The sequence below is a fragment of the Kaistia dalseonensis genome, from assembly GCF_030814715.1.
GTDB classification, from domain to species: Bacteria; Pseudomonadota; Alphaproteobacteria; order Rhizobiales; family Kaistiaceae; genus Kaistia; species Kaistia dalseonensis.
This window is the reverse complement of record NZ_JAUSVO010000003.1, coordinates 37,776-60,837: the sequence shown is the minus strand read 5'-3', so window position 1 is coordinate 60,837 and position 23,062 is coordinate 37,776. Positions and strand designations below refer to the sequence as shown.

Genomic DNA, 23,062 nt, shown 5'->3' with positions numbered 1-23,062 from the left:
GATCTCAATCTAGTGAACAGGCCGTCGCCCGATAAGCGCCAGTTGGGTGAACACTGTGTGCTGGCGCCGTGTCAGTACAGGCGGCCGCCATTGGGCACGGTGCGCTCGATCGCGGTCAGCACGACATTGCCTTCGCCATCCGGCATGCCGAGCGTCAGCACTTCCGACATGAACGGGCCGATCTGCCGCGGCGGGAAGTTGACCACCGCCATGACCTGCCGGCCGACCAGTTCATTGGTCGTGTAGTATTTGGTGATCTGCGCCGAGGATTTCTTGCGGCCGATTTCAGGCCCGAAATCGATAACCAGCTTGTAGGCCGGCTTGCGCGCCTCGGGGAACGGCACGGCTTCGACGATGGTTCCCGCGCGGATATCCACCTTGAGGAAATCGTCGAAGCTGATCGTCTGCGATGCCGCCGCGTCCATGGCCCGTCTCCGTATGTGTCCGGATCCGAACTAGCATGGCCGCGTGCCGTGCCGTCAAGCGGCGGGCTGTTCGCTCGCCTCTGCGGGGCCTGCCTGAGGCTCGGCCTGCCGCGCGCGGCTCGGGCGGTGGCGATCGATGCGGCGGGCAAGGGCGCAGAGCGCATGGCCGGCCCGGTCGGCACGGCGCGACCAGTCGGTCGCCCGCTCCAGCGCGCGGTCGAGCGCCGCCATGGTGCGCGACTGGTCGGGATCGGTATCGGCGCGCCAGATCGGAATGATCCGCGCCATGATCACGACGAAACCCTGCGCGCGGGCGGCGCCCTGCAGTCCGCCGGTCGAAACACCGGCCGCCGCCAGCATGAAGCGGGCGGAATCGAGCGCAATTCGGTTCAGGCAGAGCGCGAGGCCCGGATCACGCCGGGCCGAGGCTTCGAGATGGCCGAGCGCATCCTTGTAGGGCGCGAGCAGGTCGAGCCGGCGCATCACAATGTCGAACAGGCGATCGCGGCTGGTGTCCTCGTCCGAGGCGGGCTCAACGCCATCGAGCACGGCGCGGTCGATCCGGCGCGTGAAATCGGCGAGGATCGATATCTTGCCGTCAAACGCGCCGCGCAGTTCGCCGAGCGAAATTCCGGCCTCGTCGGCGATTTCGGTGAGCCCGACCTCGCCAAAAGGCTTGCGCCCAAGCAGGGCCAGAAACGCGTCGACGATCCGAGCCTTGGTTTCTTCGTTCGCCATCATCTCATCTCCTGTTTTCCCCAATCTAGGGAACGCTCGTGGCGAGGGCGAGGCCGGATCGCGTCGAAATCGGCAGATCGGCCTATCCGGCGAGTTCTTCGGCGCGGCGCTTGGCGGCGGCGACAGCGCGGCCAAGCAACGGGCCAAAGCCGTCGGCGTCCATCAGCACCGCGAGCGCGACCGCCGTGGTGCCGTTCGGCGAGGTGACGTTCTTGCGCAGAATGTCGGCCGGCAGATCCGACTGGTTCAGCAATTCGCCCGCGCCGATGATGGTCTGGCGAGCGAAGCGCGCCGCCTGTTCCGCGCTAAAGCCGGCCGCGACGCCCGCTTCCGCCAGCGCCTCGACCAGCAGAAACACATAGGCCGGGCCCGAACCCGAGACGGCTGTCACCGTGTCGATCAGGCTCTCGCTCTCGACCCAGCCGACTTCGCCGACCGCGTCGAGCAGCGCCGTCACCAGTGCGCGGCCATCTGCCGGCACGGCGGCATTGGCGTAGACGCCCGTCATGCCGCGGCTGACCTGCGCCGGCGTGTTCGGCATGGCGCGCACGATCGCGCCGCCAAGTGCCGCCTCGAGCGTGGCGATGGTGGTGCCGGCGGCGATCGAGACCGTGATCGTCTGAGGCCCGACCAGCGCATGGACGGCGGGGAGGGCCGCCCCCATCATCTGCGGCTTGACGGCGAGGAGCAGGACGCGCGCCTTGACGCCCTCGGGCGGGGTGGTGCGGTGCGCGACGCCATAATGTTCCAGCAGCGCCCGTGTCTCGGCCGGCGGCGCGGGGTCGACGACGATGACGGCCTTCGGGTCGAGGCCGCGCGCGAGCCAGCCGGTGAGGAGCGCGCCCCCCATCTTGCCGGCGCCGATCAGGATCAGGGGGGAGGAGGGGGTGAGGGAAGAAAACGACATGGATGAACCGCGCTTTTTCGAGACCAGCCTTGTCTAGAGCATAGCGCGCCAAAGTGGGACCCGGTTTTGCGTTCGGTTCCGGCGCGCGGTGACCGAAGTGTCGCGCGGGCCAATTTCCCATCCATGGGGCGCGCCGGATCGGCCGGCGGGCTGGGTTCGAGTCGGGCGCGATCACGATCACCATCACCATAGATGGCATCGATATTCGCGACACGACGCCGAAATCGTTGCGCGGCCAGATCGGCATCGTGCAACAGGATGTGTTCGTCACCGAGCGCGATCCAGGAATCGCTCGCCGAATTGCCGGTCGGTCGCACGACATTGGTCATCGCGCATCGCCTCGCCACGATCACGCGGGCCGATAGCATCCTCGTCGTCAAGGATGGCGCGATCGTCGAGCAAGGCCGGCATGCCGACCTGCTCGGAAAGAGCGGCGGCGTCTATCGCCGCCCGCACGCAGCCCAACCGTCGATCGAGCAGCAGGACCGCGTGCTGGCCACGCTCAACGAGCGCTCGGCCTGATGGGGGCGAGACAGGGGAGGCAGATCGATCCAGCCGATGGTCACCATGGCCGGTTGACGCCGGCCATGGCAGCGGATCGTGGTCGGAACGGCTGGTCCGTGCGTCAGGCTTCGCCGACCGTCTCGAACATCACGGTCTCCAGCGCCTCGGCCGCCGACTTGCCGGCCCAGACGACGAACTGGAACGCCTGATAATAGCGTTCGCAGCTCTCGACCGCGTTTTCGAGCAGGCCCTCGACTTGGGCGCTGTTCGGCTCGGCGCCGCCGGCCAGCAGCATGGTCTGGCGGTACATGACGACGCCTTCCTTGCTCCAGAGGTCGAAATGGCCGATCCAGAGCTGTTCGTTCACGAGGGAAAGCAGCCGCGTGACCTCGGTCTTGCGCGGTTCGGTCACCTTGAGATCGAAGGCGCAGGCGAGATGAACCGCTTCCATGTCCTCCATCCAGGAGAAGGAGACATGGTAATCGCACCAGCCGCCGCCGATCGAGATCGTGATCTCGTCGTCGCCCGACCGTTCGAAGCTCCAGTCATTGATCGCAGCGATATGCTCGATCATGTCGACCGGATTAGACTGACGGTCTTCTGTCTCGAATTCGATGAGGCTCATGGCCGATCCTCGCGCTTGATCGGGTGGAAAACGCAGTGCAACAAGTCGACTATCGAAAGCGGACCTTTCGGTGCCAATTCCGATCCGAGCAAGAAACGTTCCGGCGTAGACCGCCTAGAGTGCTTCTCATATCGAGCTCAACGTCGGGCGCATGGTGGATCAGCGCGAATCTCCATTGAGAATCAGTATATAGAGCGCGATCGAAATTGCGCGATCACTTTTGTTCGCGAAATTGAATGAATGTGGAAGGCGCCCCAAAGGCGAGCTTTTCCTTGGGCTTTGGGCGCGTGGGATCGGCCTGAACGGGCCCGATGGCGGCCATTGCGGCGCACAAAGGCAAGAAGCCGCCGGATGAGCGGCGGCCTCTCGAAGCCCTCCCGGTTAATCTCGCTCAGCCTCAGGCGGGCTGGAGATCGACGGCCTTTGGCCCCTTGCCGCGCTTGTCCGGCTCGGTCTCGTACGAGATCCGCATGCCGTCATTGAGGCCCGAAATGCCCGAACGCTCCACGGCGGTGACATGGACGAACACGTCCTTGCCGCCGTCATCCGGTGTAATGAAGCCAAAGCCCTTCGAAGCGTTGAAGAACTTGACCGTACCAGTCTGGCGCATTGCTGATCCTTTCCCACTCCGCTTCCGGCCGCACTGCAACGGCCGGTCTCACTCAGGCATTCAGAAGTCGGCGAAAGGTCTCAGCGTCTTCCGGTTATCGTTCGGCCGTCTATGTCAGCCACCCGTGGATGCTGCCATCCAACGCGCGTTCGTCCAGTCTCCGTCGGGTCTTTGCCTGCCCTTGCGGTCAAATAATGCGGCACGAACGCCCGGAAGGCAATGGCATTGCTTACCAAGAGTAAGACAGATCATGGACTTCAGGTCGGTGCAGGCTTTGACCCTTAATATTGATGCCGGTGTGAAATTCGGGTTTCAGCGCACGCGATCTTCGTGCCTGATCTTCACCTGACCGTACGATTCGTCCGGATCGTCTGTCGGATCTCTTCGATCGGAAAAAACCGGATGGCGCGTGGCTGGACGTTATGGTTCGAGCCGGAAGGCCGATCGCCTCGGCGCCTTCCGTAACGTCTTGATCCTGGGACCCACCGCGCCAATTCGTATCAGTCCGCCATGAGGAGAGACTGATGACCGAGACTGTCGAAACGAAGTCCCCCGCCATCACCCAGGAGATGATCAACCTCTATGACGAATATACCCATCTGACGCTCGACCGCCGTGGCTTCATGGATAAGCTCGGTCGTCTGGCCGGAGGGTCCGCGGCCGCCGCGGCGATCGTGCCGATGCTCGCCGCCGACAAGGCTCATGCGGCCGTCTTCGCGCCGGACGACGCGCGGATCGTGACCGAGCGGGTGTCCTTTCCCTCCGCTGACGAAACCGAGCTTTCGGGCCTTCTCGCCAAGCCGAAGGATGCGGCGGGCAAGCTCCCGGCCGTACTCGTCATTCATGAGAATCGCGGCCTCAATCCGCATATCGAGGATGTGACGCGGCGCTTCGCGACCGAGGGCTTCCTGGCGCTGGGTATCGATCTCCTGTCGCGCAGTGGGGGTACGCCGGCCGATGAGGACCAGGCGCGCAACATGATCGGCAAACTCGCGCCGGAGGCGTCACTCACCGATGCCATTGCGGCGGTTGAATATCTGAAGGCCAATCCCGCCTCCAACGGCAAGGTGGGCGTGATCGGCTTCTGCTGGGGTGGCGGGCTGGTCAATCGCATCGCGGTTGCCGCACCTGATCTCGCTGCCGGGGTCGCCTATTACGGCATGCAACCACCGGCCGGCGACGTGCCTAAGATCAAGGCAAAGCTGATGCTTCATTATGCGGGTCTGGACGACCGCATCAATGCCGGCATTCCGGCCTATGAGGCGGCGCTCAAATCGGCCGGCGTCGACTACCAGGTCTTCGTCTATGAGGGCGCCAATCACGCCTTCAACAACGACACGTCAGCCGCCCGCTACGACAAGAAGGCGGCCGATCTGGCCTGGTCACGAACGGTGGCCTTCCTGAAAGCGAATCTCGGCTGATCGGTCCGAAAAACCTCAGGATCGTCATCATATTGGCACGGTCACTGCATATTGCAGACTGAAACAAAGATCTTCCGGCGAGCGCAATAAATCGGCGCTCGCCGGAACGCATTTGGGCAGTGGCCGTTTATACCGAGTTTCGGTTCTTGGGGTGTCGTGATGACGAGGATGGGAGCTGATAATCTGCTTGCCGCCGGGGCTGTCTGGGTCAGCATCATGCTGCCGAGCGCCGCGTTCGGGGAGAACCCGTTTGATGATTCCGTGGTCACTGCGCAGGCAGGCGCGGGACAGGGGTCGGCTTTCGAGGCGCGCCTGATGGCGCCGCGTGGGCTCGACCTGCCGTCACCGCGCGCGCAGTGGCTGGATCGCACGCGCAGCGCCGGCGCACATGTCCATGCCGTGGCCGCCCGTTCGGTCCTGCCACCGCGTGTGGCGCTGAAGCGGAGCGCCTGACGCGCCCGCGGGCAAGGCTGTCCGCCCGACCGACCTGACGGCGCGCTTGTCGCGCCGCAGGTGGTGCGTTTTCATTGATTCCAGATCGACGCATCGCGCGTGAGGTTGGCCCTGCCGCCGGCCATCGTCGCCATACGCGTTCGGCGATGGCGCGCGACCTGTGGGCGGGGCGCATGCCGGCGAAGGGGTGCATGGCGCCGCTGCCGGTCGGGAGATGGCCGGTCGGCCGTCCCGTCCATCTTCCAATGCCCGGCGGATGACCGCCGCATCTATTCAGCGGCGACGGGGGTCGGCTCTTTTTCGCGCCTGGAGAGGCCCTGCGAGAAGATCGCGACGCCGAGGCCGACCAGTGCCAGCAGGCTGCCGAGCAGCGGGAGCTGGTCGAAGGTCATGCCGAGCGTGATCGCCGCGCCGCCGGCCCAGGCGCCGGTGGCATTGCCGAGATTGAAGGCGCCCTGATTGAGCGTGGAGGCGAGGTTGGGCGCCTCCGACGCGCATTCGATCACGCGCATCTGCAGCGGCGGCACGAGCGCGAACAGCAGCAAGCCCCAGACGAAGATCGTGAGGCAGGCGCCGATCAGCGAGTGGCTCGACAGCGTGAACTGCGCCAGCACGAAGGTCAGCAGCGTCAGCGCGCCGATGATCGTCGCCATCTGGTTCCAGTCGGCGAGGCGGCCGCCGACCAGATTGCCGATCGTGATGCCGAGGCCGAACAGCAGCAGGATCCAGGTGACGCCATGGGGCGAGACGCCGGTGATCGTCTGCAGGATCGGCGCGATATAGGTGAAGACCGAGAACATGCTCGCCGAGGCCGCGACGCTGATGAGCATGGCGAGCCAGACCTGCTTCTTCCGGAACACGCGGAATTCGCTGACGATGCTGACGGGCGCCATGACGCCCCGGGCGCGCGGAACCCAGGCGAGGATGGCAGCGACGGAGACGAGGCCGATGGCGACGACGACCCAGAAGGTCGACCGCCAGCCGAACGCTTGCCCCAGCGCGGTTCCGGCCGGGACGCCGAGGATGTTGGCGAGCGTCAACCCTGCGAACATCATGGAGAGCGCGCGGGCGCGCTGGTCGCGCGGCACGAGGTCGGCGGCGACGACGGCGCCAATGCCAAAGAAGGCGCCATGCCCGAGCGCCGTGACGATGCGGGCAGCCATCAGGAACCCGTAATTCGGCGCGATGGCGCAGAAGAGATTGCCGATGACGAAGAGGGCGGCGAGGCCGACGAGGGTTGTCTTGCGCGGCAGCTTGGCGGTGGCGATCGCGATGATCGGCCCGCCAACGACCACGCCCAGCGCATAGCCGGTGATCAGCAGGCCGGCGCTCGGGATCGACACGCCGAGATCGCGTGCCACATCCGGCAACAGGCCCATGATGACGAATTCGGTGGTCCCAATGCCGAAGGAGGCAATGGTCAGCGCAAAGAGTGCGATCGGCATGGATGGCGTCCGGGAATGAAGCGGCGAACCGCTATCATTAGTTAGACGTCAGCCTTATGAATTTTGCAATGCAGCATCCGTAGGATTTGCACTGTGCGATGCGAGAAAACCAGGCGCGCCGCGTGCCGCGCCTGAACCAGCGATCAGTTGATCGAGGTGAAGATGCGGTTCCAGCGCACCGTCCACGGCCAACGCCAGAATTCCCAGATCCGGGCGTCCTGATCGACCGAGAAGAAGATCACCTGCGCCTTGCCCTCGACGTTCTCGTAAGGCACGAAGCCCATCGAGTTCATGTCGCGGCTGTCGGCGGAATTGTCGCGATTGTCGCCCATCATGAACAGATGGCCCGGGGGCACTTCATATTTCGGCGTATTGTCGAAGCTGCCGCGATCACCCTCGATCTCGATGATCTGGTGCACGACGCCGTCCGGCAGCGTCTCTTCGTAGCGCGGCGCCTCGATCGTGTTGCCGAAGAAATCGCGCGTCTGGTAGGGGGCGATTTCCTTCCGCTCGACCAGCTTGTCGTTGATGTAGAGCCGGCCTTCGCTCACCTGCACCGTGTCGCCGGGCAGGCCGATCACGCGCTTGATGAAATCGGTCGAATTGTCCTTCGGGCCCTTGAAGACGACGATATCGCCCTGCTTGGGCATCGTGCCCCAGATGCGGCCTGAAAACGGCGCCGCGCCGAAGGGGAAGGAGTAGCGCGAATAGCCGTAGGAATATTTGGAGACGAACAGATAGTCGCCGATTTCGAGCGTCGGGATCAGGGAGCCCGATGGAATCTCGAAGGGCTGGAACAGGAATGTCCGCACGATCAGCGCGATGATCAGCGCCTCGGCGAAGACGCGGATCGTGCCGCCAAGCCCTTCCTTGGAAGGTTCCTTCTTGGCGGTTGTCTTGTCGATTTCGGACATTCAGGCAAATTCCGGCCTATTGGGGTGAACGTCATTTAGGGGAAGCGCAGGGGAACGGCAACCGGAGTCCGCGAGGCCGCGCGCATCGGCCGCTTGCGGGGCCGCGCGGAACCGCATTTGAACGGCTATCATGCCGTCGATTCGGCTCTGGAACGGGCCACGAGGCGAAACGTTGAAGCAGACCGGCGCCTTCTTGCAGCGCCTCGATGGGCGGTTGCGCCGGTGACGATCAGGGCTCTGTGCCCAAGGAGGTTGATGATGCGTATGTCCAGGCTGCTTGCCGGCGCGTTGATGGCTGCGGGCCTGTTCGCACCGCTCGCCGCCGCGCAGGCCCAGGACGCCTTCACGACCGGCAATGTGAATATCCGCACTGGCCCGGGCACCAATTATCCCAAGCTCGGCACGCTGCCGGCCGGTGTCGGCGTAGATATTCTCGGCTGCACGGGCGGCTGGTGCCAGGTGACGCAGGGCGGTCCGCCCGGCTGGGTTTCCGACAATTATCTCGAGGGCATGCGCGGCCCGCCGCCAGTCTATCGCGGCCCGCCCGTGATCGTGCCGCCGCCAGTCATCATCGAGCCCGGCTATCCGCCGCCCTATTACGGCCCCGGCTATCGGCCGCCGCCCTATTATGGGCCCGGTTACCGACCGCCTCCGCCGCCGCCTTATTACGGCCCAGGCAACCGGCCACCGCCACCACCCTATTACGGCCCGGGCAACCGACCGCCGCCACCGCCCGGCTATGGCGGGCCCGGCTATCGCCCGCCGCCTCCGGGTTATGGACGGCCCGGCAACGGACCACCGCCGCCCCAGCAGGGCGGACAGCGCCCGCCGCCAAACCAGGGCCAGGGTGGCAACCAGCCGCCGCCGAACCGGCCGCCGCCACCGCCGAACAACGGGCAGCAGCAGGTTCAGCCGCCACCGCCGGGCTTCCCGCCCGGGCCGGGCCAGCAGACGCGCCCGCCGCCGCCGCCCGGCCTGCCGCAGTCGCCGCAGCAGGAATGCACCTTCACGCATCCCTGCCTCTGAGGCCCAAGGATCAGCGTGCGCCGCTCACATAGACCGGCGCACCCTCATAGTCGCGCTTGCCGAGCGCGACGCCCGCATGGCGCAGGATCGCGTAGATCATTGCGACGTGGAAATAGAAGTTCGGCAGCGCGTAGTGCAGCAGGAAGGGCAGGCCCTCGAAACTCCGCGTTCTGCCACCCATCGCAAGGACGACCGGCCGCTCTTCCGAGCCGTCGATCTCATCCGGCCGCAGCGCGCGGAGATAGTCGAGGCTACGCTGGAGCCGCGCTCCAAGAGCCGCGAAGCTCTCCTCCGCCGCGCTGAACTGCCCCTCATCACCCCGATTGAAGACAGCGAAATCCAGCGCCTCGGCCGATGGCAACGGCCGTCCGGCCAGCCTTGCGGCGCTGCCGCGCGCCCCGTCCGTGATGATGTGGACCTGCAGCACCAGCGGCAGCATGTCGGGCGCGAGCCTCAGACGGAGCAGCCCCGCCGGGTCCAGTCCTTTTTCGACCGCAAACGCCTCGGCCTTGCCGAGGATGGCGGAACTGTTCTCGAGCATCGAAATAAAGACCGGCACCGAAGCGCCGTACATCGAAAGCGTCATCGCATGGGCTCGCCTGTTGGGCCGGTTTGCCGCCATCCCGATTGATGCCGGTGGACGGTCTGTCTTCGCAGGGTGGATAATAGAGGTTGTCGCTCAATGCCATATAGGGTGGAGCAGCAGGGCGATACCATTCGGGCAGGCGCCGCAAGCGAGGTGATCCATGGAACTCGGCATCTATACGTTCGGCGACGCCATTGCGGATCCCGTCACCGGCGCCGGCATCAGCCCGCAGCAGCGCATCAGCAATTTGCTGGAGGAAATCGAGCTCGCCGACCAACTCGGCCTCGACGTCTTCGGGCTCGGCGAACATCACCGTCCCGACTATGTGATCTCGGCGCCGGCCGTGCTGCTGGCCGCCGCAGCCGCCCGCACGCGCACCATTCGCCTGACGAGCGCGGTCACGGTGCTGAGCTCGGATGACCCGGTGCGCGTGTTCCAGCAATTCTCGACACTGGACCTGATTTCCAAGGGCCGCGCCGAAATCATGGCCGGGCGGGGTTCGTTCATCGAGTCCTTCCCGCTCTTCGGCTACGACCTCGCCGACTATGACGATCTCTTCGCGGAGAAGCTCGATCTTTTGCTGGCGCTGCGCGAGAGCGAGCGCGTGACATGGGAAGGCAAGCTGCGCGCCGCCATCCATGATCGCGGCGTCTATCCGCGTCCCGTGCAGGACCCGCTGCCGATCTGGATCGCGGTCGGCGGCACGCCGCAATCCGTGGCACGTGCCGGCGTCATGGGCCTGCCGCTCGCCATCGCGATCATCGGCGGCAATCCCGCCCATTTCCAGCCGCTGGTCGATCTCTATCACCGCGCGGCGCGGGAAGGGGGCACCGATCCTTCCACTCTACGTGTCGGCATCAATTCGCATGGCTTCATCGCCGAGAATTCGCAGGATGCGGCCGATATCGCCTTCCCGCCCTTTGCCGACCAGATGAGCCGCATCGGCCGCGAGCGCGGCTGGCCGCCGACGACGCGCGGGCAGTTCGAGGCGCAGCGCCGGTTGAATGGCGCGCTGTTCGTCGGCAGTCCGGCGGAAGTGACCGAGAAGATCCTCTACCAGCACGAGCTCTTCAACCATGACCGCTTCATGATCCAGTTCTCGGTCGGCACGCTGCCGCACGACAAGATGATGAAGTCGATCGAGCTTTACGGCACCAAGGTCGCCCCGGCGGTCCGCAAGGCCGTCGCCGCCAAGGCCGAGCCGGCGCAGAGCGCCATCGGCTAAGGCGCCTCGCACACGAGGGAGCCAAGGCGCAGCTGACCGCGCCGGGCACGGCAGGAGCCTGCCCGGTCGCCCACCGCGATTCGTCGGAGGGTTCCGTTAAGGCGTGGCGGTGACCCTGCGGCATGCCGCCACGGGAGCCTTTCCGGCGCCGGCTGGCCCGCGGGGGCGGGAAAAAAACTCCAACCCCCTCGGCATTGAAAAACCTCGCATTTCCGGGACTTCTCAACAGGGCTCATTGCGCGAATTAACGCTTCATTAACCACGCGGCCGCACAAATTGCTTAACAGAAGGCAAACAGCGACCGTGGCGAACAAAGCTCAACAAACCCGCGCAGCGATCCGTTTCAGAGGCCGGTCCTTCCTCGCGACCGTCCTTGCTCCCGAACTGCCGCTCGACGAATGGCTCGCCGAGCTCGACAAGCTAGCTGGCCGCTCGCAGGGCTATTTCGCGAGCCGGCCCGTCATTCTCGACGTCACTGGCCTCGCCATCACCAAGCGTGATTTCACGGACCTGATCGAGACGCTGTTCAAGCGCGAGATCAAGGTGATGGGGGTCGAGGGCGCCGATCCGTCCTGGCTCGGTTTCGGCATGCCGCCTTCGGTTTCGGGCGGCAAGCAGACGGAAATTCTGCACAAGCCTTCCGCCGAGCCACCCAAACAGCAGGGCTTCGTCGAACGGACGATCCCCTCGCTGCTGATCGAGCAACCGGTGCGTTCCGGCCAGTCGATCATCTTCCCGCAGGGCGATGTCACCGTGCTCGGCTCCGTCGCATCGGGCGCAGAGATCATCGCGGGGAACTCCGTCCACATCTACGGGACGCTGCGCGGGCGCGCTATCGCTGGCTCCACCGGCAATGCCGCGGCGCGGATCTTCTGCCAGAAGTTCGAGGCCGAGCTGATTGCGATCGACGGGCTCTACCAGACCGCGGACGAAATCGACCCGTCCTTCCGGGGGCGCGCGGTCCAGGCCTGGCTCGCAAACGACAAGATGAACATGGCGGCGCTGGCCTGAGCCAGCAAGGAGAGAGAAATGTCTCAGGTACTCGTGGTGACATCGGGCAAGGGCGGGGTCGGCAAGACCACGTCGACAGCTGCGATCGGCGCGGCGCTCGCTATGAACGGCAACAAGGTCGCTGTCGTCGATTTCGACGTCGGCCTGCGCAATCTGGATCTCGTCATGGGGGCCGAGCGGCGCGTCGTCTATGACCTGATCAATGTGGTCCAGGGCGAGGCGAAGCTGCAGCAGGCGCTGATCCGCGACAAGCGGCTCGACACGCTCTTCCTGCTGCCGGCCTCGCAGACCCGCGACAAGGATGCGCTGACGTCGGAGGGCGTTGCCCGCGTGATGGACGAATTGCGCGAGCATTTCGACTGGATCGTCTGCGATTCACCCGCCGGCATCGAACGCGGCGCTATGCTCGCCATGCGTCATGCGGATGTCGCTGTCGTGGTGACGAACCCCGAGGTTTCCTCGGTGCGCGATTCCGACCGGATCATCGGCATGCTCGACGCGAAGACGGCCAAGGCCGAGCGCGGCGAATATATGGAGAAGCACCTGCTGCTGACCCGCTATGACGCGGCGCGCGCCGAGCGCGGGCAGATGCTCAAGGTCGACGACGTCCTCGAAATCCTCTCGATCCCGCTGCTCGGCATCATTCCCGAGAGCGAGGCCGTGCTGAACGCCTCGAATGTCGGCTGCCCGGTCACCCTCGTCGATGGCGACAGTGCACCGGCCAAGGCCTATATCGACGCCGCCCGGCGCCTCGAAGGCGAGGAGATCCCGATGGTCGTGCCGATGGAACGTCGCGGCCTGATGAGCAAGCTGTTCGGCCGGAGGGCGGCATGACCATCTTCAACTTCTTCAAGCCACAGCGCTCCGCGCCCGTCGCGCGCGACCGGCTGCAGATCCTGCTGCAGCATGAGCGTGTCTCCGCAGGGGCGAGCGACCTGATCGGCGTGCTGCGCGAGGAGATCCTCGCGGTGATCGCGCGCCATGTCGACATCCCCAAGGACAATGTCCAGGTGAAGATGCAGCGCGGCGACGCGGTCTCGACGCTCGAAGTCGAGATCGAACTGCCGAACCCGATCCGCCGCCGGCAGACCGACACAAAGACGGCCGCGGCCTGAGGCCCGGCCTTTCGCGCTGACGATGAAGCGCTCCGTCCAGCCCTCTCTCCCGCAAAGCGGGGGAGAGATGGAGAGGGGGCGCTTCTTCTGTCGAAAAACGCCGTGGCCGACGGCTGCTCATGGCATGGCTCGGGGAGGAGAAGGTAGGTCCTCAGGCCCCGCCGCTTTCGATGACCCTCAGGATCTCGACCGAGAGCGACAGCACTTCGAGCGCCGCCTTGCTCTTCGGGGCGGCTTCCAGCACCGTGCCGCCAATACCCATCGATGTCGCAAAGGCGACGCGGTTACCGATCTGGGTTTGCGCCACCGTCGCGCCCAGCTTCTCGATCGCCTGCAGCATCTGGTCCGTCGTGCCGGCGCGGGCGAGCGCGCGGTTGATGACGAGAAGCGCGTCGCGCTCGCTCTTGGCGATCAGTTCCAGTGTCGCCGTCGTCGCCCAGAGGTCGACCGGCGTCGGCTGGACCGGCACGACCACCAGATCGGCGGCCTCGATCGCGTGCCGCGTTTCGAGATCGGAGCGGGGCGGCGTGTCGACCACGACGATCGCATGGTCGCGCGCGAGGCTGCGCGCTTCCCGCTTGGCGCCCCAGCCGCTCGCGGTTCGGAACTGGAGGTCTATGTCCTCTTCGCCCAGCCGCTGCTCGCGTCGCTCGAACCACTGGCCGAGACTGCCCTGCGGGTCCACGTCGAGCACGGCGACGGGCAGGCCTTTGGCGAGCGCGACGGCAAGATGAGCCGTCAGCGTCGTCTTGCCCGAACCGCCCTTCTGCTGCGAGACAACAAGCACTTTTCCGGCCATGAAAGCTCTTTACCTCGCCCTGATCGCGCCCTAGGGCGAGACAATGCATCATCCCGCCATGGCATCAAGACAATTGCGAGGAAAGGGTTGCTCGCTGGCAGCGTATCGGTCTAGCCGGCCACGGGCCGCGAGACCCTACGCGCCCATGAAAGCATCCTCGGAATCGTCGAGCGTCGCGGCATCGCTGCCGAGCGTACGGCCTATGCTTTCCCAGATCTGGCGCAGGCGCATCACATGCAGATCATCCATGATGACGCGCACCATATGCTTGATGGTCGCATCGTCATCATCCATTTCGAAGATGTCGTAGATCTGGCTCCTCTTGTCGTTCTGGATCTCGAAGGCCGCATAGTGGCGCGTGCCGGCTGGCTGTGCGTTCGGCCAGACATAATAGCCCGCTATGGGTCGGCCTCCCGTGGCCGCCGGCAGGATTGCCGGGTCACGGGCGAGCTTGAACCGATATTTGGTGGCGGTCGAGGCCTGCTGGATCGCCCAGCGCGTATATTCCTCGGCGGTCTTCTTGGCGCCGGAGGCCGGATTGTTCATGTCCGGGAAGGGCGATCCACTCAGGATCTCGATGTCGCGCATCGTGTTGGTGGTCATGAGCAGGATGCCGGCGATGATCTTGCGCAGTTGCGTGGTCGACTTGATGCTCAGCACCGCGCGTTCGAGATCGAAGACCGTGCGGATGTTGAACTGCCGCAGCATCAGGAAGCGCTCCGGCCCGACGACCGTGCAGAGCTGCGCCTGCCCGACCCAGTCTATGGTCTGGTAGATGCCATAGGGCGTCTCGACATAGAGCAGGATCGGGTTGGCGACGGCGAGGTTCTGCACCTCCTGCACGCCGGCCTCGCTCAGGCGGAAGCGGGTGAAGAAATCGACGCCATCGATCACGTCGAGCGGTATCGACTTGGTGGCGCGGGCAAACCGGCCATCGGTCAGTTTCAGGAAATTCAGCAGGCCGGCCGGAAAGACGAGCCGATTCTCGGCTTGCTCTTCGGTCGGCTGCTCGGTCTTGGTCTGCTTGATGGGCGCTTCCATGGCGCTGAGGATCGAGGACAGGACGAATTGCAGGCCGGCATCCGGCACGAAGCCGACGGCGAAGATGAAGGGATAGAACGCGCCCGACAGGCGCCCGCCGCAAATGTCGTTGCCGAAGATGGCCAGCAGCACGTTCCAGACGATAATGCCGGCGACGAAGGCGCCGACGACGTGGAGCAGCGCGCGAAAGAAGGTCGTCGGGCCGAGATCGAACAGGCTGACAGCGCGCACGAGCATCGTCAGAACGGAGACATAGGCGCCGAGAAAGGCCAGCGACAGGATCGTCGGATCGAAACGGCAGGGCTCTGTCTGCGTGGCGCCGGGCGTCGCCATCGTCTTGTCGAACAGGTCGAGAAATGGCGTCGGGGCGAGCGCGAGCGACCAGCCGACCGTGATCGCCGCCATGAAGGGCAGGGCGTAGAACAGCGTCCGACGATTGACGGGCATGCTGTAGCAGCGGATGCGGTTGACCAGATATTCGATTTCGCTGGAGCCATCGTCCTCGCGATCGAGCTTCTTCAGCCGATCGAAGTCATTCGGCTTCAGCACCTCGTCGAGATCGGTCACATATTTGGTGACGACGAACTCCAGCGAGGATGAATAGCGAATATCGCGGCGGCGTAGCCAGTCATCGTCAGACGTCGTGCCGTCGTCCTTGGCGGACCCTGCATCGGTGCGCGTATCCTCGGCAAACGGCCGCGGTGCGAAGTTCTGCGAGAAGCCATGGATGCGCTTGAAGCGGTTGAGCCGCGTGCTGTGGTTCACCAGTATGGTGAAGAACACCGTCGCAAAGCCGATCAGCAACGGTATCCAGGCGCCGAGAACGCCGTTGGTGCTCAGCAGCCATATCGATGCTTCGCACAGCGACTGGCCAAGGCCATCCGCCGTGCAGACCGTCACGAGCCCATCATCCATGATCGCCCCCGCATTGCGGCAGGCCGCTGCCTGGCCGCGCGGATCAGAATGCGCGAGTCAAGCGATCATTACAACTTATACGGATATTGCATTGTCGATATAATTAAAGGTTGCAAAACCGGCCTACACGTAGCGTGGGATCGGGCCGTCCTGCGGGGTCGTGTTGTCGCCGAGGTCGAGGAAGACCTCGTCGATGTAGCACCAGCCCCAGCCCTCGGGCGGGTCGTAGCCTTCGATGATCGGGTGGCCGGTCGCCTGGAAATGGCGCGTCGCGTGGCGGTTCGGAGATTGGTCGCAGCAGCCGACATGGCCGCAACTGCGGCAGAGGCGCAGATGCACCCACATGCTGCCGGTCTTCAGGCATTCCTCGCAACCGCGCGCGCTGGGCTTGACGACGCGGATGCTGGCCGTGTGCGAACATTCATCGCTCATGCGGATATCCTTTCAGGCGCGGGTTGTCCGGGGGCAGGGGCCACGGGGTGGGCGGCGAGATAGGCATGGATGGCGGCGACGACCTGCGCGCCCTCGCCAACGGCGGCCGCAACGCGCTTCACCGATCCGGAGCGCACGTCGCCGACGGCGAACACGCCCCGCCGGCTGGTCTCGAGCGGGAAGCGATCGATGCCGGCATTGTCGGCTCCGGTCAGCACGAAGCCCTTCTTGTCGAGCGCCACGCGGCAATCGGCGAGCCAGGCGGTGTTCGGATCGGCGCCGATGAAGAGAAACACATGGCGGATCGGCCGCGTGGTCACCACGCCGATGCTCCGGTTGGTCCAGCTCACGGCTTCGAGGATGCCGGCCTCGCCGTCCAGCGCCGTGATCTCGCTCTCCGTGACGAGTTCGACATTGGGCAGCGACGCGATCCGGTCGATCAGATAGCGCGACATGCTGGCTTCCAGGCTCGGCCCGCGGATCAGCAACCAGACCTTTTTGGCCTGGCCGGCGAGAAACACCGTGGCTTGTCCGGCCGAATTGCCGCCGCCGACGAGCACGACCTCCTGTTCGCTGCAGAGCTTCCGCTCGAGCGGCGAGGCCCAGTAATGGATGCTCGAGAGCTCGAAGCTCTCGATGTTCGGAATATCAGGGCGGCGATAGCGGGCGCCGCTGGCGACCACCACGGTGCGCGCATTCGCGTGCTCGTCTGGCCCGAGCGTCAGGCGGAAGCGCGCTTCGCCGTTGACCGGGGCATCTTCCAGGCAGGTGACTTCATCGGGGATGGCGAGATCGGCACCGAATTTCTGCGCCTGATTATAGGCGCGCGCCATCAGCGCCATGCCGGTGATGCCGGTGGGAAAGCCGAGATAGTTCTCGATCCGCGCCGAGGCGCCTGCCTGGCCGCCAAAGGCGCGCGTGTCGAGCACCAGCACCGACAGGCCCTCCGATGCCGCATACACGGCGGTGGCGAGGCCGGCCGGGCCGGCGCCAATCACGGCGACGTCATAGAGATGATCGGGATCAATCGGGCCGACGAGGCCGATGCAGCGAGCGAGTTCGGTCTCCGAAGGGTTGCGCAGGATCTGACCGGCGGGGCAGATGACGATCGGCATCTCCTCCTGGCTCAGATGGAAGCGTTCGATGATGGCCTGCGCGGCCGGATCGGCCACGGGATCGAGCCGCTGATAGGGCTGTCCGTTGCGCCGCAGGAAATTCTGCAGCCGGAGGACATCGCCGAGATCGGAACCGCCGACGATGACAGCGCCCGCTCCGGACTCGATCAGTCCGACACGGCGCAGGATCAGCGCGCGCATGATCCGCTCGCCGAGTTCCGCCTCGGCGATCATCAAGGCGCGCAGCTTGTCGGAGGGGATCACCAACGCCTCGACCTCGCCCCTGGCATAGGCGTCGACGAGGGCGGGACGCTCGGACAATTGGCCGAGCTCGGCAACGAAGCTACCAGGCCCCTGATTTGCGACCAGTTGCTCGGTGTCGGCCGCATCGCGCCGCGACACCTCGACATGGCCCGCCAGGATGACGAACATGCCACGCGCCACCGCGCCAGCCGCGATCATGTGCGCGCCGTCGGGATAGGTCACCGGCGTGCCAAATCGCGTCAGCCGCGCGATCTCGGCCGCCTCGAGTGTCGGAAACATCTGGTCGCGCCGGTTCTCAACACTCGAAGCCATGCCCGCTCTCCTTCACCGCTGCGTCGACCACCCTCTGGTTTCGATCTTGTCCGAAATGCCGGACAATTGGGATCATACGTTGGTTGCGATGATGTGGAAGATCAGTAATGGGGCGGCGGCGGTTCGGGTGCGTTCGGCTCGCGCGCATGCAGTGCAGCTTCCTTGACCTCTTCGGTCAACTTGGCGAGTTGGCGGCGCAGGAGATCGATATCCTTCCACTGCGCCGTCACGGCCGCGTTCAGGTCCTCGATCGTCTGGTCCTGATAGGCGAGCCGCGTCTCGAGCTGGATGATGCGGGCGGTGAGGATCGGGCTGTCCATCGGTTCGCTCCTTGCGCATGACGGCCATGCCGGCCACGCCCGTTGCGTAGGCGGCGCAGGCCCCAGAGGCAAGAGGGCGGGTTCGGCAAGGGCGGCGGAGCGGCGTCGACGCCGCCGCTCACGCGCTCATGCGGCGAGACGGATCGCCAGCTCCGTTTCCCAATCCTTCGGATCGGGCACGGTCACAGGGTCGGTGACATAGATTTCGAGCCGGCAGCCGAAGCGATCGCCCGATGGCGTCGTCTCGACATCCCAGCGCAGGCCCCTCTCCTTCGCCCAGCCGATCAGCACGGCATTGGCGTCATAGAGGCCGTCATAAGGTCCGCGATAGGTCACGGTTGCGAAACGGCCGGCGGGGAGCATGCCGCTCCTGACCGTCTCGTCCGCGGCGAGGAGGGCGGTCGTCGGAAAGCCGACTTCGATCTCCAGCCGGTCGGGCATGCGGATGAAATCATATTTGAAGAAGATCGGTCCGGCAGGATCGATGCCGCGCATGGCGGCATGTTCCATCAGCGCATCGATCGTCTTCGGCGCCAGGGTCGAGAGATCGTCCATCGTCGTCGTGACGGCGATGGCGAGATAGGGTTGGGCCGAGCGCTCGACGATCTCGGGCAAGGTCAGCATGGGCGTGCTCCGAGCGACATCATGGTGCCTTGGCGCCATCGAGCAGGCCGGGATAGGCGGAAATTTCCGCCTGGATCTCGCCGGGGAAGTCGTCGAACTCCTGGACCTGGCGGATCTCGATCACCTCATTGTCGCCGGCCGGGCAGCGCTTGGCCCAGTCGATCGCTTCCTGGCGCGAGTTGACGCGGATCATCCAGTAGCCGCCGAGCACTTCCTTCGCCTCCGCAAAGGGGCCATCGGTGACGATCGGCTTGCCGCCTTCGAAGGAGACCCGCGCGCCCATGGATGGCGGATGCAATCCATCGAGCGCGACCAGCACGCCGGCCTCCTTCAGCGCGTCGTTATATTTCATCATCGCGGCCACAGCCTCGACATCCGGCATGGTGCCGGGCGCGGCGTCCTCATAGCCCTTGGGGATCATCAGCATCATGAAACGCATGGTCTTCTCCTCATGAAGTCGGCGGCGCACGGCAATTGGAGCGTGCCGGCGAATGGCCACGAGATTAAGACGGGCGAAGCTCTCCCGAGCCGACATCTCGTCGAAGAATTCCGATCAGTTCCTGATATGCGCCCTATGGCGCCGTTTCGATCCCCATGGCGCGGCAGGCTTTGGCCAGGTCGCGGTCGAGTGTCGCCAGGGGTAGCCCGCTGCGAAGGGCGAGTTCCAGATAGGCGGCATCGTAGATCGTCAGGCGCTGCAATCGGGCAATAGCGAACGTCTCGCGCCATGTCCGGTCGCGATCGATATCGTCAATGACGATAGGCATCTGGCCGAGAAGGCGTAGACACTGCGCGGCTTCGCCGGCTCCGATACGGTTTCGGCGCTCCGCATGCAGCAAGACGTTGGCGATCTCCCATTGCCAGAGCGAAGGCACCAAGGCGCCCTCGCGCCGCACCACCGCCGCCAACGCATCCGTCGCCGGGGTGACCTCGTCCATGAAGCACCATGTTAGCGCGATCGAGCTATCGATGACGAACGCCGTCAACGCCGACCCTCATCGCGCAGTTCCTTCCATGACAGCCCGCCCAGCGTCTGTCCCTTCCGGAGCTCCACCAATTCGTTCCAGGCCGCTTCAATGCGCTCACGATCAGGCTGCTGCGCTCCAATGAGCCGGGCGATCGGCTTGCCATGCTTGGTGATAAGGACTTCCTCGCCAGCCGCGACGCGGTCGAGCAGAGATGACAGATGCGTCTTGGCCTCGAAGGCACCGACCGTAATCATGGCACCACTTTCTGGTTGGTTGTTTCAACTAGTTTATAGCTCAGACCAAAACTTTCAAGCATCCGACCCTTCAAATCCGGCCTGAGTCGTTCTACTTTCGTACCCATGGCCAGACCTCCTAAAAACACCGGCTTCGGCGAATCTCCGCAGGCTTCGTTCGAAGGCGCACCCACCGGCGAACCGCTGTCAGGCAACATTGCCGACTGGATGGACGAGATCGCGCGCGCAGCCGATGCAGAGCCGATCGCGCCGAAGCCGAAACGCGCGCCGCGCGCGCGGCCCGAGCGCATGCAGCTCGTCGACCTGCCGGTCGACGCGGAGAAGAAGGCCAAGGGTGCCAGGCAGGACAAGGGCGGCAAGGCGGCCTCGACCACCCACAAATCCGGGCGCGGGACCTCCATCGGCATTGCCGGCTCGGCCCGTGAGCGCGCCGCGAGCGGACTGATGCCTGTCTCGGGCCTGGATATCGGGCTGGAGGAGGCCGAGGCGATCGCCGGATCGAGCCTCGCCTCGTCCTCCGTGACGGCGACGGTCGCGGCGCTGAGCGCGCTGATCGAGAGCGGCCGTCCGGAAGTGCGCGACAAGACCTGGGTGCCGCACCGTCCGCCGCGGCCGGAAAAATCGGAAGGCGGCAAGCCGTTCCAGATCGTCTCGCCATTCGAGCCGCGCGGCGACCAGCCGAATGCGATCCGCGAACTCGTCGCCGGTGTCGCGGCGCATGAGCGCGACCAGGTCCTGCTCGGCGTGACGGGTTCCGGCAAGACCTTCACCATGGCGAAGATCATCGAGGAGACGCAGCGTCCGGCGCTGATCCTCGCGCCGAACAAGACGCTTGCCGCCCAGCTCTATGGCGAGTTCAAGTCGTTCTTCCCGGACAACGCGGTCGAATATTTCGTCTCTTATTACGACTACTACCAGCCCGAGGCCTATGTGCCGCGGACGGACACCTATATCGAGAAGGAATCCTCGGTCAACGAGCAGATCGACCGCATGCGTCACTCGGCGACGCGCTCGTTGCTCGAGCGTGACGACGTCATCATCGTCGCTTCGGTTTCCTGCATCTATGGTATCGGCTCGGTCGAGACCTACACCGCGATGACCTTCGGCATCGAGCTCGGCGAAAAGCTCGACCAGCGCCAGTTGCTCGCCGATCTCGTGGCGCTGCAATACAAGCGCTCCGACGTGAACTTCATTCGCGGCACGTTCCGCGTGCGCGGCGATACGGTCGAGATCTTCCCGGCCCACCTTGAAGATCGCGCCTGGCGGCTGTCGCTGTTCGGCGACGAGGTCGAGAGCATCACCGAGTTCGACCCGCTGACGGGGCAGAAGACGTCGGACCTGAAATTCGTCAAGGTCTACGCGAATTCGCACTATGTGACGCCGAAACCGACGCTCAACCAGGCCATCGCCTCGATCAAGGCGGAACTGCGCATGCGCCTCGCCGAACTCGAGGCCGCGGGTCGCCTGCTGGAGGCGCAGCGTCTGGAGCAGCGCTGCCGGTTCGACATCGAGATGATGGAGGCAACCGGCGCCTGCGCCGGCATCGAGAACTATTCGCGCTATCTGACCGGCCGCCTTCCCGGCGAGCCGCCGCCAACGCTGTTCGAATATCTGCCCGACAACGCGCTGGTCTTCGCGGATGAGAGCCATGTCACGATCCCGCAGATCGGCGGCATGTATCGCGGCGACTTCAGGCGCAAGGCGACGCTGGCCGAATATGGCTTCCGCCTGCCGTCCTGCATGGACAACCGGCCATTGCGCTTCGAGGAATGGGACGCGATGCGCCCGCAGACGGTCCACGTCTCGGCCACGCCCGGCACCTGGGAGATGGAGGCAACCGGCGGCGTGTTCACCGAACAGGTCATCCGCCCGACCGGGCTGATCGATCCGCCCGTCGAGATCCGCCCCGCAAAGAGCCAGGTCGACGATCTGCTTGGCGAGGTTCGCGAGGTGGCGAAGAAGGGCTATCGCACGCTGGTCACGACGCTGACCAAGCGCATGGCCGAAGACCTGACGGAATATCTGCACGAAAATGGCGTGCGCGTCCGCTATATGCATTCCGACGTCGATACGCTGGAGCGGATCGAGATCATCCGCGATCTGCGTCTCGGCGCCTTCGACGTGCTGATCGGCATCAACCTGCTGCGCGAAGGCCTCGACATCCCCGAATGCGCGCTGGTCGCGATCCTCGATGCCGACAAGGAAGGCTTCCTGCGCTCCGAGACCTCGCTGATCCAGACCATCGGGCGCGCGGCTCGAAACGTCGACGGCAAGGTCGTGCTCTATGCCGATCACATCACCGGCTCGATGGAGCGGGCGATGGCGGAGACGGCGCGCCGGCGCGAGAAGCAGACGGCTTATAATATCGAGCACGGCATCACGCCGGAATCGATCAAGAAGTCGATCGGCGACATCATGGCGTCGGTCTATGAGCAGGACCATGTCACCGTCGATGCGGGCATGGCCGATACGGCGCTCGTCGGCAACAATCTCAAGGCGCATCTCGACGATCTCGAAAAGCGGATGCGCGAGGCGGCGATGAACCTCGAATTCGAGACGGCCGCGCGTCTGCGCGACGAGATCAAGCGCCTCAAGGAAACCGAACTCGCCATTGCCGACGATCCGCTGGCGCGCCAGACGGCGATCGACGATCGCACGGGCGGCTATCAGGGCGACAAGAAATATGGCCGCGCCGCCAACCTGCCGCCCGAGCCGGCGACACGCGCGCGCAAGAACGATCTGGACGAGATGACGGTCAAGCGTACCGAAGTCCCGGCGGGGAAGGCACGCAAGCCGACGCTCGACGAGATGGGCGCCAGCTCGAACCTGACCTCGCTCGCCGCCGACGAGCGCGAGACGCCGAAGCGCCCCGATCCGATGACGACCAACCACCGCCCGGGCGGGCGGTCATTCGGCGGACGAGCGGGCAGCCATGCCGGCAAGAAAGGTCCGAGGCGTTCATAGCTTCTGTGATCAGGCCCTGATGACTGTGCTCCGGAACGGGCTCAAGTGG

General features: G+C 65.0%; 25 protein-coding genes and 1 pseudogene. 9 read left to right on the top strand and 17 right to left on the bottom strand.

The window, feature by feature from the left end:
* Window positions 1-71: 71 nt before the first annotated feature.
* From QO014_RS10680 to proC, 3 genes are all read right to left on the bottom strand, one after another.
* Entirely contained in the window at window positions 72-425 is a 354-nt protein-coding gene (locus QO014_RS10680) for a tRNA-binding protein (protein WP_266348696.1), read from the bottom strand.
* A gap of 54 nt (window positions 426-479) precedes the next feature.
* Window positions 480-1,166 carry a TetR/AcrR family transcriptional regulator gene (locus QO014_RS10675; protein WP_266348695.1) on the bottom strand — a complete coding sequence of 229 codons (687 nt, stop codon included), beginning with the start codon at window positions 1,164-1,166 and terminating at the stop codon, window positions 480-482.
* A 79-nt stretch (window positions 1,167-1,245) separates the two neighbouring features.
* A complete protein-coding gene (gene proC, locus QO014_RS10670) occupies window positions 1,246-2,070 on the bottom strand; it encodes a pyrroline-5-carboxylate reductase (RefSeq protein WP_266348694.1) in 825 nt (274 codons plus the stop codon).
* A 182-nt stretch (window positions 2,071-2,252) separates the two neighbouring features.
* Between proC and QO014_RS10665 the strand changes: the two are divergent.
* Window positions 2,253-2,592, top strand: a pseudogene (locus QO014_RS10665) (hypothetical protein); the annotation flags it as partial.
* A gap of 103 nt (window positions 2,593-2,695) precedes the next feature.
* On the opposite strand, the gene QO014_RS10660 reads toward QO014_RS10665, so the two are convergent.
* Both QO014_RS10660 and QO014_RS10655 read right to left on the bottom strand, forming a co-directional pair.
* A complete protein-coding gene (locus QO014_RS10660) occupies window positions 2,696-3,199 on the bottom strand; it encodes a type III secretion system chaperone family protein (RefSeq protein ID WP_266348693.1) in 504 nt (167 codons plus the stop codon).
* 397 nt (window positions 3,200-3,596) lie between these two features.
* The gene (locus QO014_RS10655) at window positions 3,597-3,809 is read right to left on the bottom strand and encodes a cold-shock protein (RefSeq protein ID WP_266348692.1); all 213 of its coding nucleotides are present in this window, start codon (window positions 3,807-3,809) and stop codon (window positions 3,597-3,599) included.
* 524 nt (window positions 3,810-4,333) lie between these two features.
* Between QO014_RS10655 and QO014_RS10650 the strand changes: the two genes are divergently transcribed.
* Window positions 4,334-5,230: a dienelactone hydrolase family protein gene (locus QO014_RS10650; RefSeq protein ID WP_266348691.1), complete on the top strand. Its 897-nt coding sequence runs from the start codon at window positions 4,334-4,336 to the stop codon at window positions 5,228-5,230.
* Window positions 5,231-5,389: 159 nt separating this feature from the next.
* Complete coding sequence (locus QO014_RS10645; protein ID WP_266348690.1) at window positions 5,390-5,683, top strand: hypothetical protein; 294 nt, start codon at window positions 5,390-5,392, stop codon at window positions 5,681-5,683.
* A 269-nt stretch (window positions 5,684-5,952) separates the two neighbouring features.
* Here the strand turns inward: QO014_RS10645 and QO014_RS10640 are convergent, their stop codons facing one another.
* On the bottom strand, window positions 5,953-7,128 hold the full coding sequence (locus tag QO014_RS10640; protein ID WP_266348689.1) for an MFS transporter: 1,176 nt from the start codon (window positions 7,126-7,128) through the stop codon (window positions 5,953-5,955).
* Window positions 7,129-7,271: 143 nt separating this feature from the next.
* The gene (lepB, locus tag QO014_RS10635) at window positions 7,272-8,042 is read right to left on the bottom strand and encodes a signal peptidase I (protein ID WP_266348688.1); all 771 of its coding nucleotides are present in this window, start codon (window positions 8,040-8,042) and stop codon (window positions 7,272-7,274) included.
* Between the two features lie 255 nt (window positions 8,043-8,297).
* Between lepB and QO014_RS10630 the strand changes: the two genes are divergently transcribed.
* Window positions 8,298-9,068: an SH3 domain-containing protein gene (locus QO014_RS10630; RefSeq protein WP_266348687.1), complete on the top strand. Its 771-nt coding sequence runs from the start codon at window positions 8,298-8,300 to the stop codon at window positions 9,066-9,068.
* Between the two features lie 10 nt (window positions 9,069-9,078).
* Here QO014_RS10630 and QO014_RS10625 read toward each other — a convergent pair whose 3' ends face one another.
* Window positions 9,079-9,654 carry a DUF1993 domain-containing protein gene (locus tag QO014_RS10625; RefSeq protein ID WP_266348686.1) on the bottom strand — a complete coding sequence of 192 codons (576 nt, stop codon included), beginning with the start codon at window positions 9,652-9,654 and terminating at the stop codon, window positions 9,079-9,081.
* 160 nt (window positions 9,655-9,814) lie between these two features.
* On the opposite strand from QO014_RS10625, the gene QO014_RS10620 reads away from it, so the two are divergent.
* From QO014_RS10620 to minE, 4 genes are all read left to right on the top strand, one after another.
* Window positions 9,815-10,879, top strand: coding sequence for an LLM class flavin-dependent oxidoreductase (locus tag QO014_RS10620; RefSeq protein WP_266348685.1), 1,065 nt, complete (start codon window positions 9,815-9,817; stop codon window positions 10,877-10,879).
* A gap of 303 nt (window positions 10,880-11,182) precedes the next feature.
* Window positions 11,183-11,890 (top strand): septum site-determining protein MinC, encoded by a 708-nt coding sequence (minC, locus tag QO014_RS10615; protein ID WP_266348684.1) that lies wholly within the window; start codon window positions 11,183-11,185, stop codon window positions 11,888-11,890.
* A gap of 18 nt (window positions 11,891-11,908) precedes the next feature.
* Window positions 11,909-12,724 carry a septum site-determining protein MinD gene (gene minD / locus QO014_RS10610; protein WP_266348683.1) on the top strand — a complete coding sequence of 272 codons (816 nt, stop codon included), beginning with the start codon at window positions 11,909-11,911 and terminating at the stop codon, window positions 12,722-12,724.
* Complete coding sequence (gene minE / locus QO014_RS10605) at window positions 12,721-13,005, top strand: cell division topological specificity factor MinE (RefSeq protein WP_266348682.1); 285 nt, start codon at window positions 12,721-12,723, stop codon at window positions 13,003-13,005. The genes minD and minE overlap by 4 nt, the downstream gene beginning before the upstream one ends.
* Before the next feature lie 151 nt (window positions 13,006-13,156).
* On the opposite strand, the gene parA is transcribed toward minE, so the two are convergent.
* From parA to QO014_RS10560, 9 genes are all read right to left on the bottom strand, one after another.
* Complete coding sequence (gene parA, locus QO014_RS10600; RefSeq protein WP_266348681.1) at window positions 13,157-13,804, bottom strand: ParA family partition ATPase; 648 nt, start codon at window positions 13,802-13,804, stop codon at window positions 13,157-13,159.
* A gap of 135 nt (window positions 13,805-13,939) precedes the next feature.
* Complete coding sequence (locus tag QO014_RS10595; RefSeq protein WP_266348680.1) at window positions 13,940-15,760, bottom strand: hypothetical protein; 1,821 nt, start codon at window positions 15,758-15,760, stop codon at window positions 13,940-13,942.
* 123 nt (window positions 15,761-15,883) lie between these two features.
* A complete protein-coding gene (locus QO014_RS10590) occupies window positions 15,884-16,192 on the bottom strand; it encodes a UBP-type zinc finger domain-containing protein (RefSeq protein WP_266348679.1) in 309 nt (102 codons plus the stop codon).
* Window positions 16,189-17,883 carry an FAD-dependent oxidoreductase gene (locus QO014_RS10585; protein WP_266348678.1) on the bottom strand — a complete coding sequence of 565 codons (1,695 nt, stop codon included), beginning with the start codon at window positions 17,881-17,883 and terminating at the stop codon, window positions 16,189-16,191. Before QO014_RS10585 ends, QO014_RS10590 begins: the two co-directional genes overlap by 4 nt.
* A 101-nt stretch (window positions 17,884-17,984) precedes the next feature.
* Window positions 17,985-18,203 carry a SlyX family protein gene (locus QO014_RS10580; RefSeq protein ID WP_266348677.1) on the bottom strand — a complete coding sequence of 73 codons (219 nt, stop codon included), beginning with the start codon at window positions 18,201-18,203 and terminating at the stop codon, window positions 17,985-17,987.
* A 126-nt stretch (window positions 18,204-18,329) separates the two neighbouring features.
* Window positions 18,330-18,827, bottom strand: a complete 498-nt coding sequence (locus QO014_RS10575) for a GyrI-like domain-containing protein (RefSeq protein WP_266348676.1) — start codon at window positions 18,825-18,827, stop codon at window positions 18,330-18,332.
* Window positions 18,828-18,846: 19 nt separating this feature from the next.
* Window positions 18,847-19,266 (bottom strand): YciI family protein, encoded by a 420-nt coding sequence (locus tag QO014_RS10570; RefSeq protein ID WP_266348675.1) that lies wholly within the window; start codon window positions 19,264-19,266, stop codon window positions 18,847-18,849.
* 133 nt (window positions 19,267-19,399) lie between these two features.
* Entirely contained in the window at window positions 19,400-19,813 is a 414-nt protein-coding gene (locus tag QO014_RS10565; protein WP_266348674.1) for a type II toxin-antitoxin system VapC family toxin, read from the bottom strand.
* Complete coding sequence (locus QO014_RS10560) at window positions 19,810-20,049, bottom strand: type II toxin-antitoxin system Phd/YefM family antitoxin (RefSeq protein WP_266348673.1); 240 nt, start codon at window positions 20,047-20,049, stop codon at window positions 19,810-19,812. The genes QO014_RS10565 and QO014_RS10560 overlap by 4 nt, the downstream gene beginning before the upstream one ends.
* Before the next feature lie 105 nt (window positions 20,050-20,154).
* Between QO014_RS10560 and uvrB the strand changes: the two genes are divergently transcribed.
* On the top strand, window positions 20,155-23,013 hold the full coding sequence (gene uvrB / locus QO014_RS10555; protein WP_266348672.1) for an excinuclease ABC subunit UvrB: 2,859 nt from the start codon (window positions 20,155-20,157) through the stop codon (window positions 23,011-23,013).
* Window positions 23,014-23,062 lie beyond the last annotated feature (49 nt).

What these genes read in the sequence shown, in the direction of transcription:
- QO014_RS10650 (WP_266348691.1), top strand. Translation starts at nt 4,334, where the DNA reads ATGACCGAGACTGTCGAAACGAAGTCCCCCGCCATCACCCAGGAGATG.
- QO014_RS10655 (WP_266348692.1), bottom strand. Translation starts at nt 3,809, where the DNA reads ATGCGCCAGACTGGTACGGTCAAGTTCTTCAACGCTTCGAAGGGCTTT.
- parA (WP_266348681.1), bottom strand. Translation starts at nt 13,804, where the DNA reads ATGGCCGGAAAAGTGCTTGTTGTCTCGCAGCAGAAGGGCGGTTCGGGC.
- lepB (WP_266348688.1), bottom strand. Translation starts at nt 8,042, where the DNA reads ATGTCCGAAATCGACAAGACAACCGCCAAGAAGGAACCTTCCAAGGAA.
- QO014_RS10645 (WP_266348690.1), top strand. Translation starts at nt 5,390, where the DNA reads ATGACGAGGATGGGAGCTGATAATCTGCTTGCCGCCGGGGCTGTCTGG.
- QO014_RS10560 (WP_266348673.1), bottom strand. Translation starts at nt 20,049, where the DNA reads ATGATTACGGTCGGTGCCTTCGAGGCCAAGACGCATCTGTCATCTCTG.
- QO014_RS10570 (WP_266348675.1), bottom strand. Translation starts at nt 19,266, where the DNA reads ATGCGTTTCATGATGCTGATGATCCCCAAGGGCTATGAGGACGCCGCG.
- minE (WP_266348682.1), top strand. Translation starts at nt 12,721, where the DNA reads ATGACCATCTTCAACTTCTTCAAGCCACAGCGCTCCGCGCCCGTCGCG.
- QO014_RS10575 (WP_266348676.1), bottom strand. Translation starts at nt 18,827, where the DNA reads ATGCTGACCTTGCCCGAGATCGTCGAGCGCTCGGCCCAACCCTATCTC.
- QO014_RS10630 (WP_266348687.1), top strand. Translation starts at nt 8,298, where the DNA reads ATGATGCGTATGTCCAGGCTGCTTGCCGGCGCGTTGATGGCTGCGGGC.
- QO014_RS10625 (WP_266348686.1), bottom strand. Translation starts at nt 9,654, where the DNA reads ATGACGCTTTCGATGTACGGCGCTTCGGTGCCGGTCTTTATTTCGATG.
- QO014_RS10595 (WP_266348680.1), bottom strand. Translation starts at nt 15,760, where the DNA reads ATGGATGATGGGCTCGTGACGGTCTGCACGGCGGATGGCCTTGGCCAG.
- QO014_RS10585 (WP_266348678.1), bottom strand. Translation starts at nt 17,883, where the DNA reads ATGGCTTCGAGTGTTGAGAACCGGCGCGACCAGATGTTTCCGACACTC.
- proC (WP_266348694.1), bottom strand. Translation starts at nt 2,070, where the DNA reads ATGTCGTTTTCTTCCCTCACCCCCTCCTCCCCCCTGATCCTGATCGGC.
- minD (WP_266348683.1), top strand. Translation starts at nt 11,909, where the DNA reads ATGTCTCAGGTACTCGTGGTGACATCGGGCAAGGGCGGGGTCGGCAAG.
- uvrB (WP_266348672.1), top strand. Translation starts at nt 20,155, where the DNA reads ATGGCCAGACCTCCTAAAAACACCGGCTTCGGCGAATCTCCGCAGGCT.
- QO014_RS10675 (WP_266348695.1), bottom strand. Translation starts at nt 1,166, where the DNA reads ATGATGGCGAACGAAGAAACCAAGGCTCGGATCGTCGACGCGTTTCTG.
- QO014_RS10590 (WP_266348679.1), bottom strand. Translation starts at nt 16,192, where the DNA reads ATGAGCGATGAATGTTCGCACACGGCCAGCATCCGCGTCGTCAAGCCC.
- QO014_RS10640 (WP_266348689.1), bottom strand. Translation starts at nt 7,128, where the DNA reads ATGCCGATCGCACTCTTTGCGCTGACCATTGCCTCCTTCGGCATTGGG.
- QO014_RS10580 (WP_266348677.1), bottom strand. Translation starts at nt 18,203, where the DNA reads ATGGACAGCCCGATCCTCACCGCCCGCATCATCCAGCTCGAGACGCGG.
- QO014_RS10660 (WP_266348693.1), bottom strand. Translation starts at nt 3,199, where the DNA reads ATGAGCCTCATCGAATTCGAGACAGAAGACCGTCAGTCTAATCCGGTC.
- QO014_RS10680 (WP_266348696.1), bottom strand. Translation starts at nt 425, where the DNA reads ATGGACGCGGCGGCATCGCAGACGATCAGCTTCGACGATTTCCTCAAG.
- QO014_RS10620 (WP_266348685.1), top strand. Translation starts at nt 9,815, where the DNA reads ATGGAACTCGGCATCTATACGTTCGGCGACGCCATTGCGGATCCCGTC.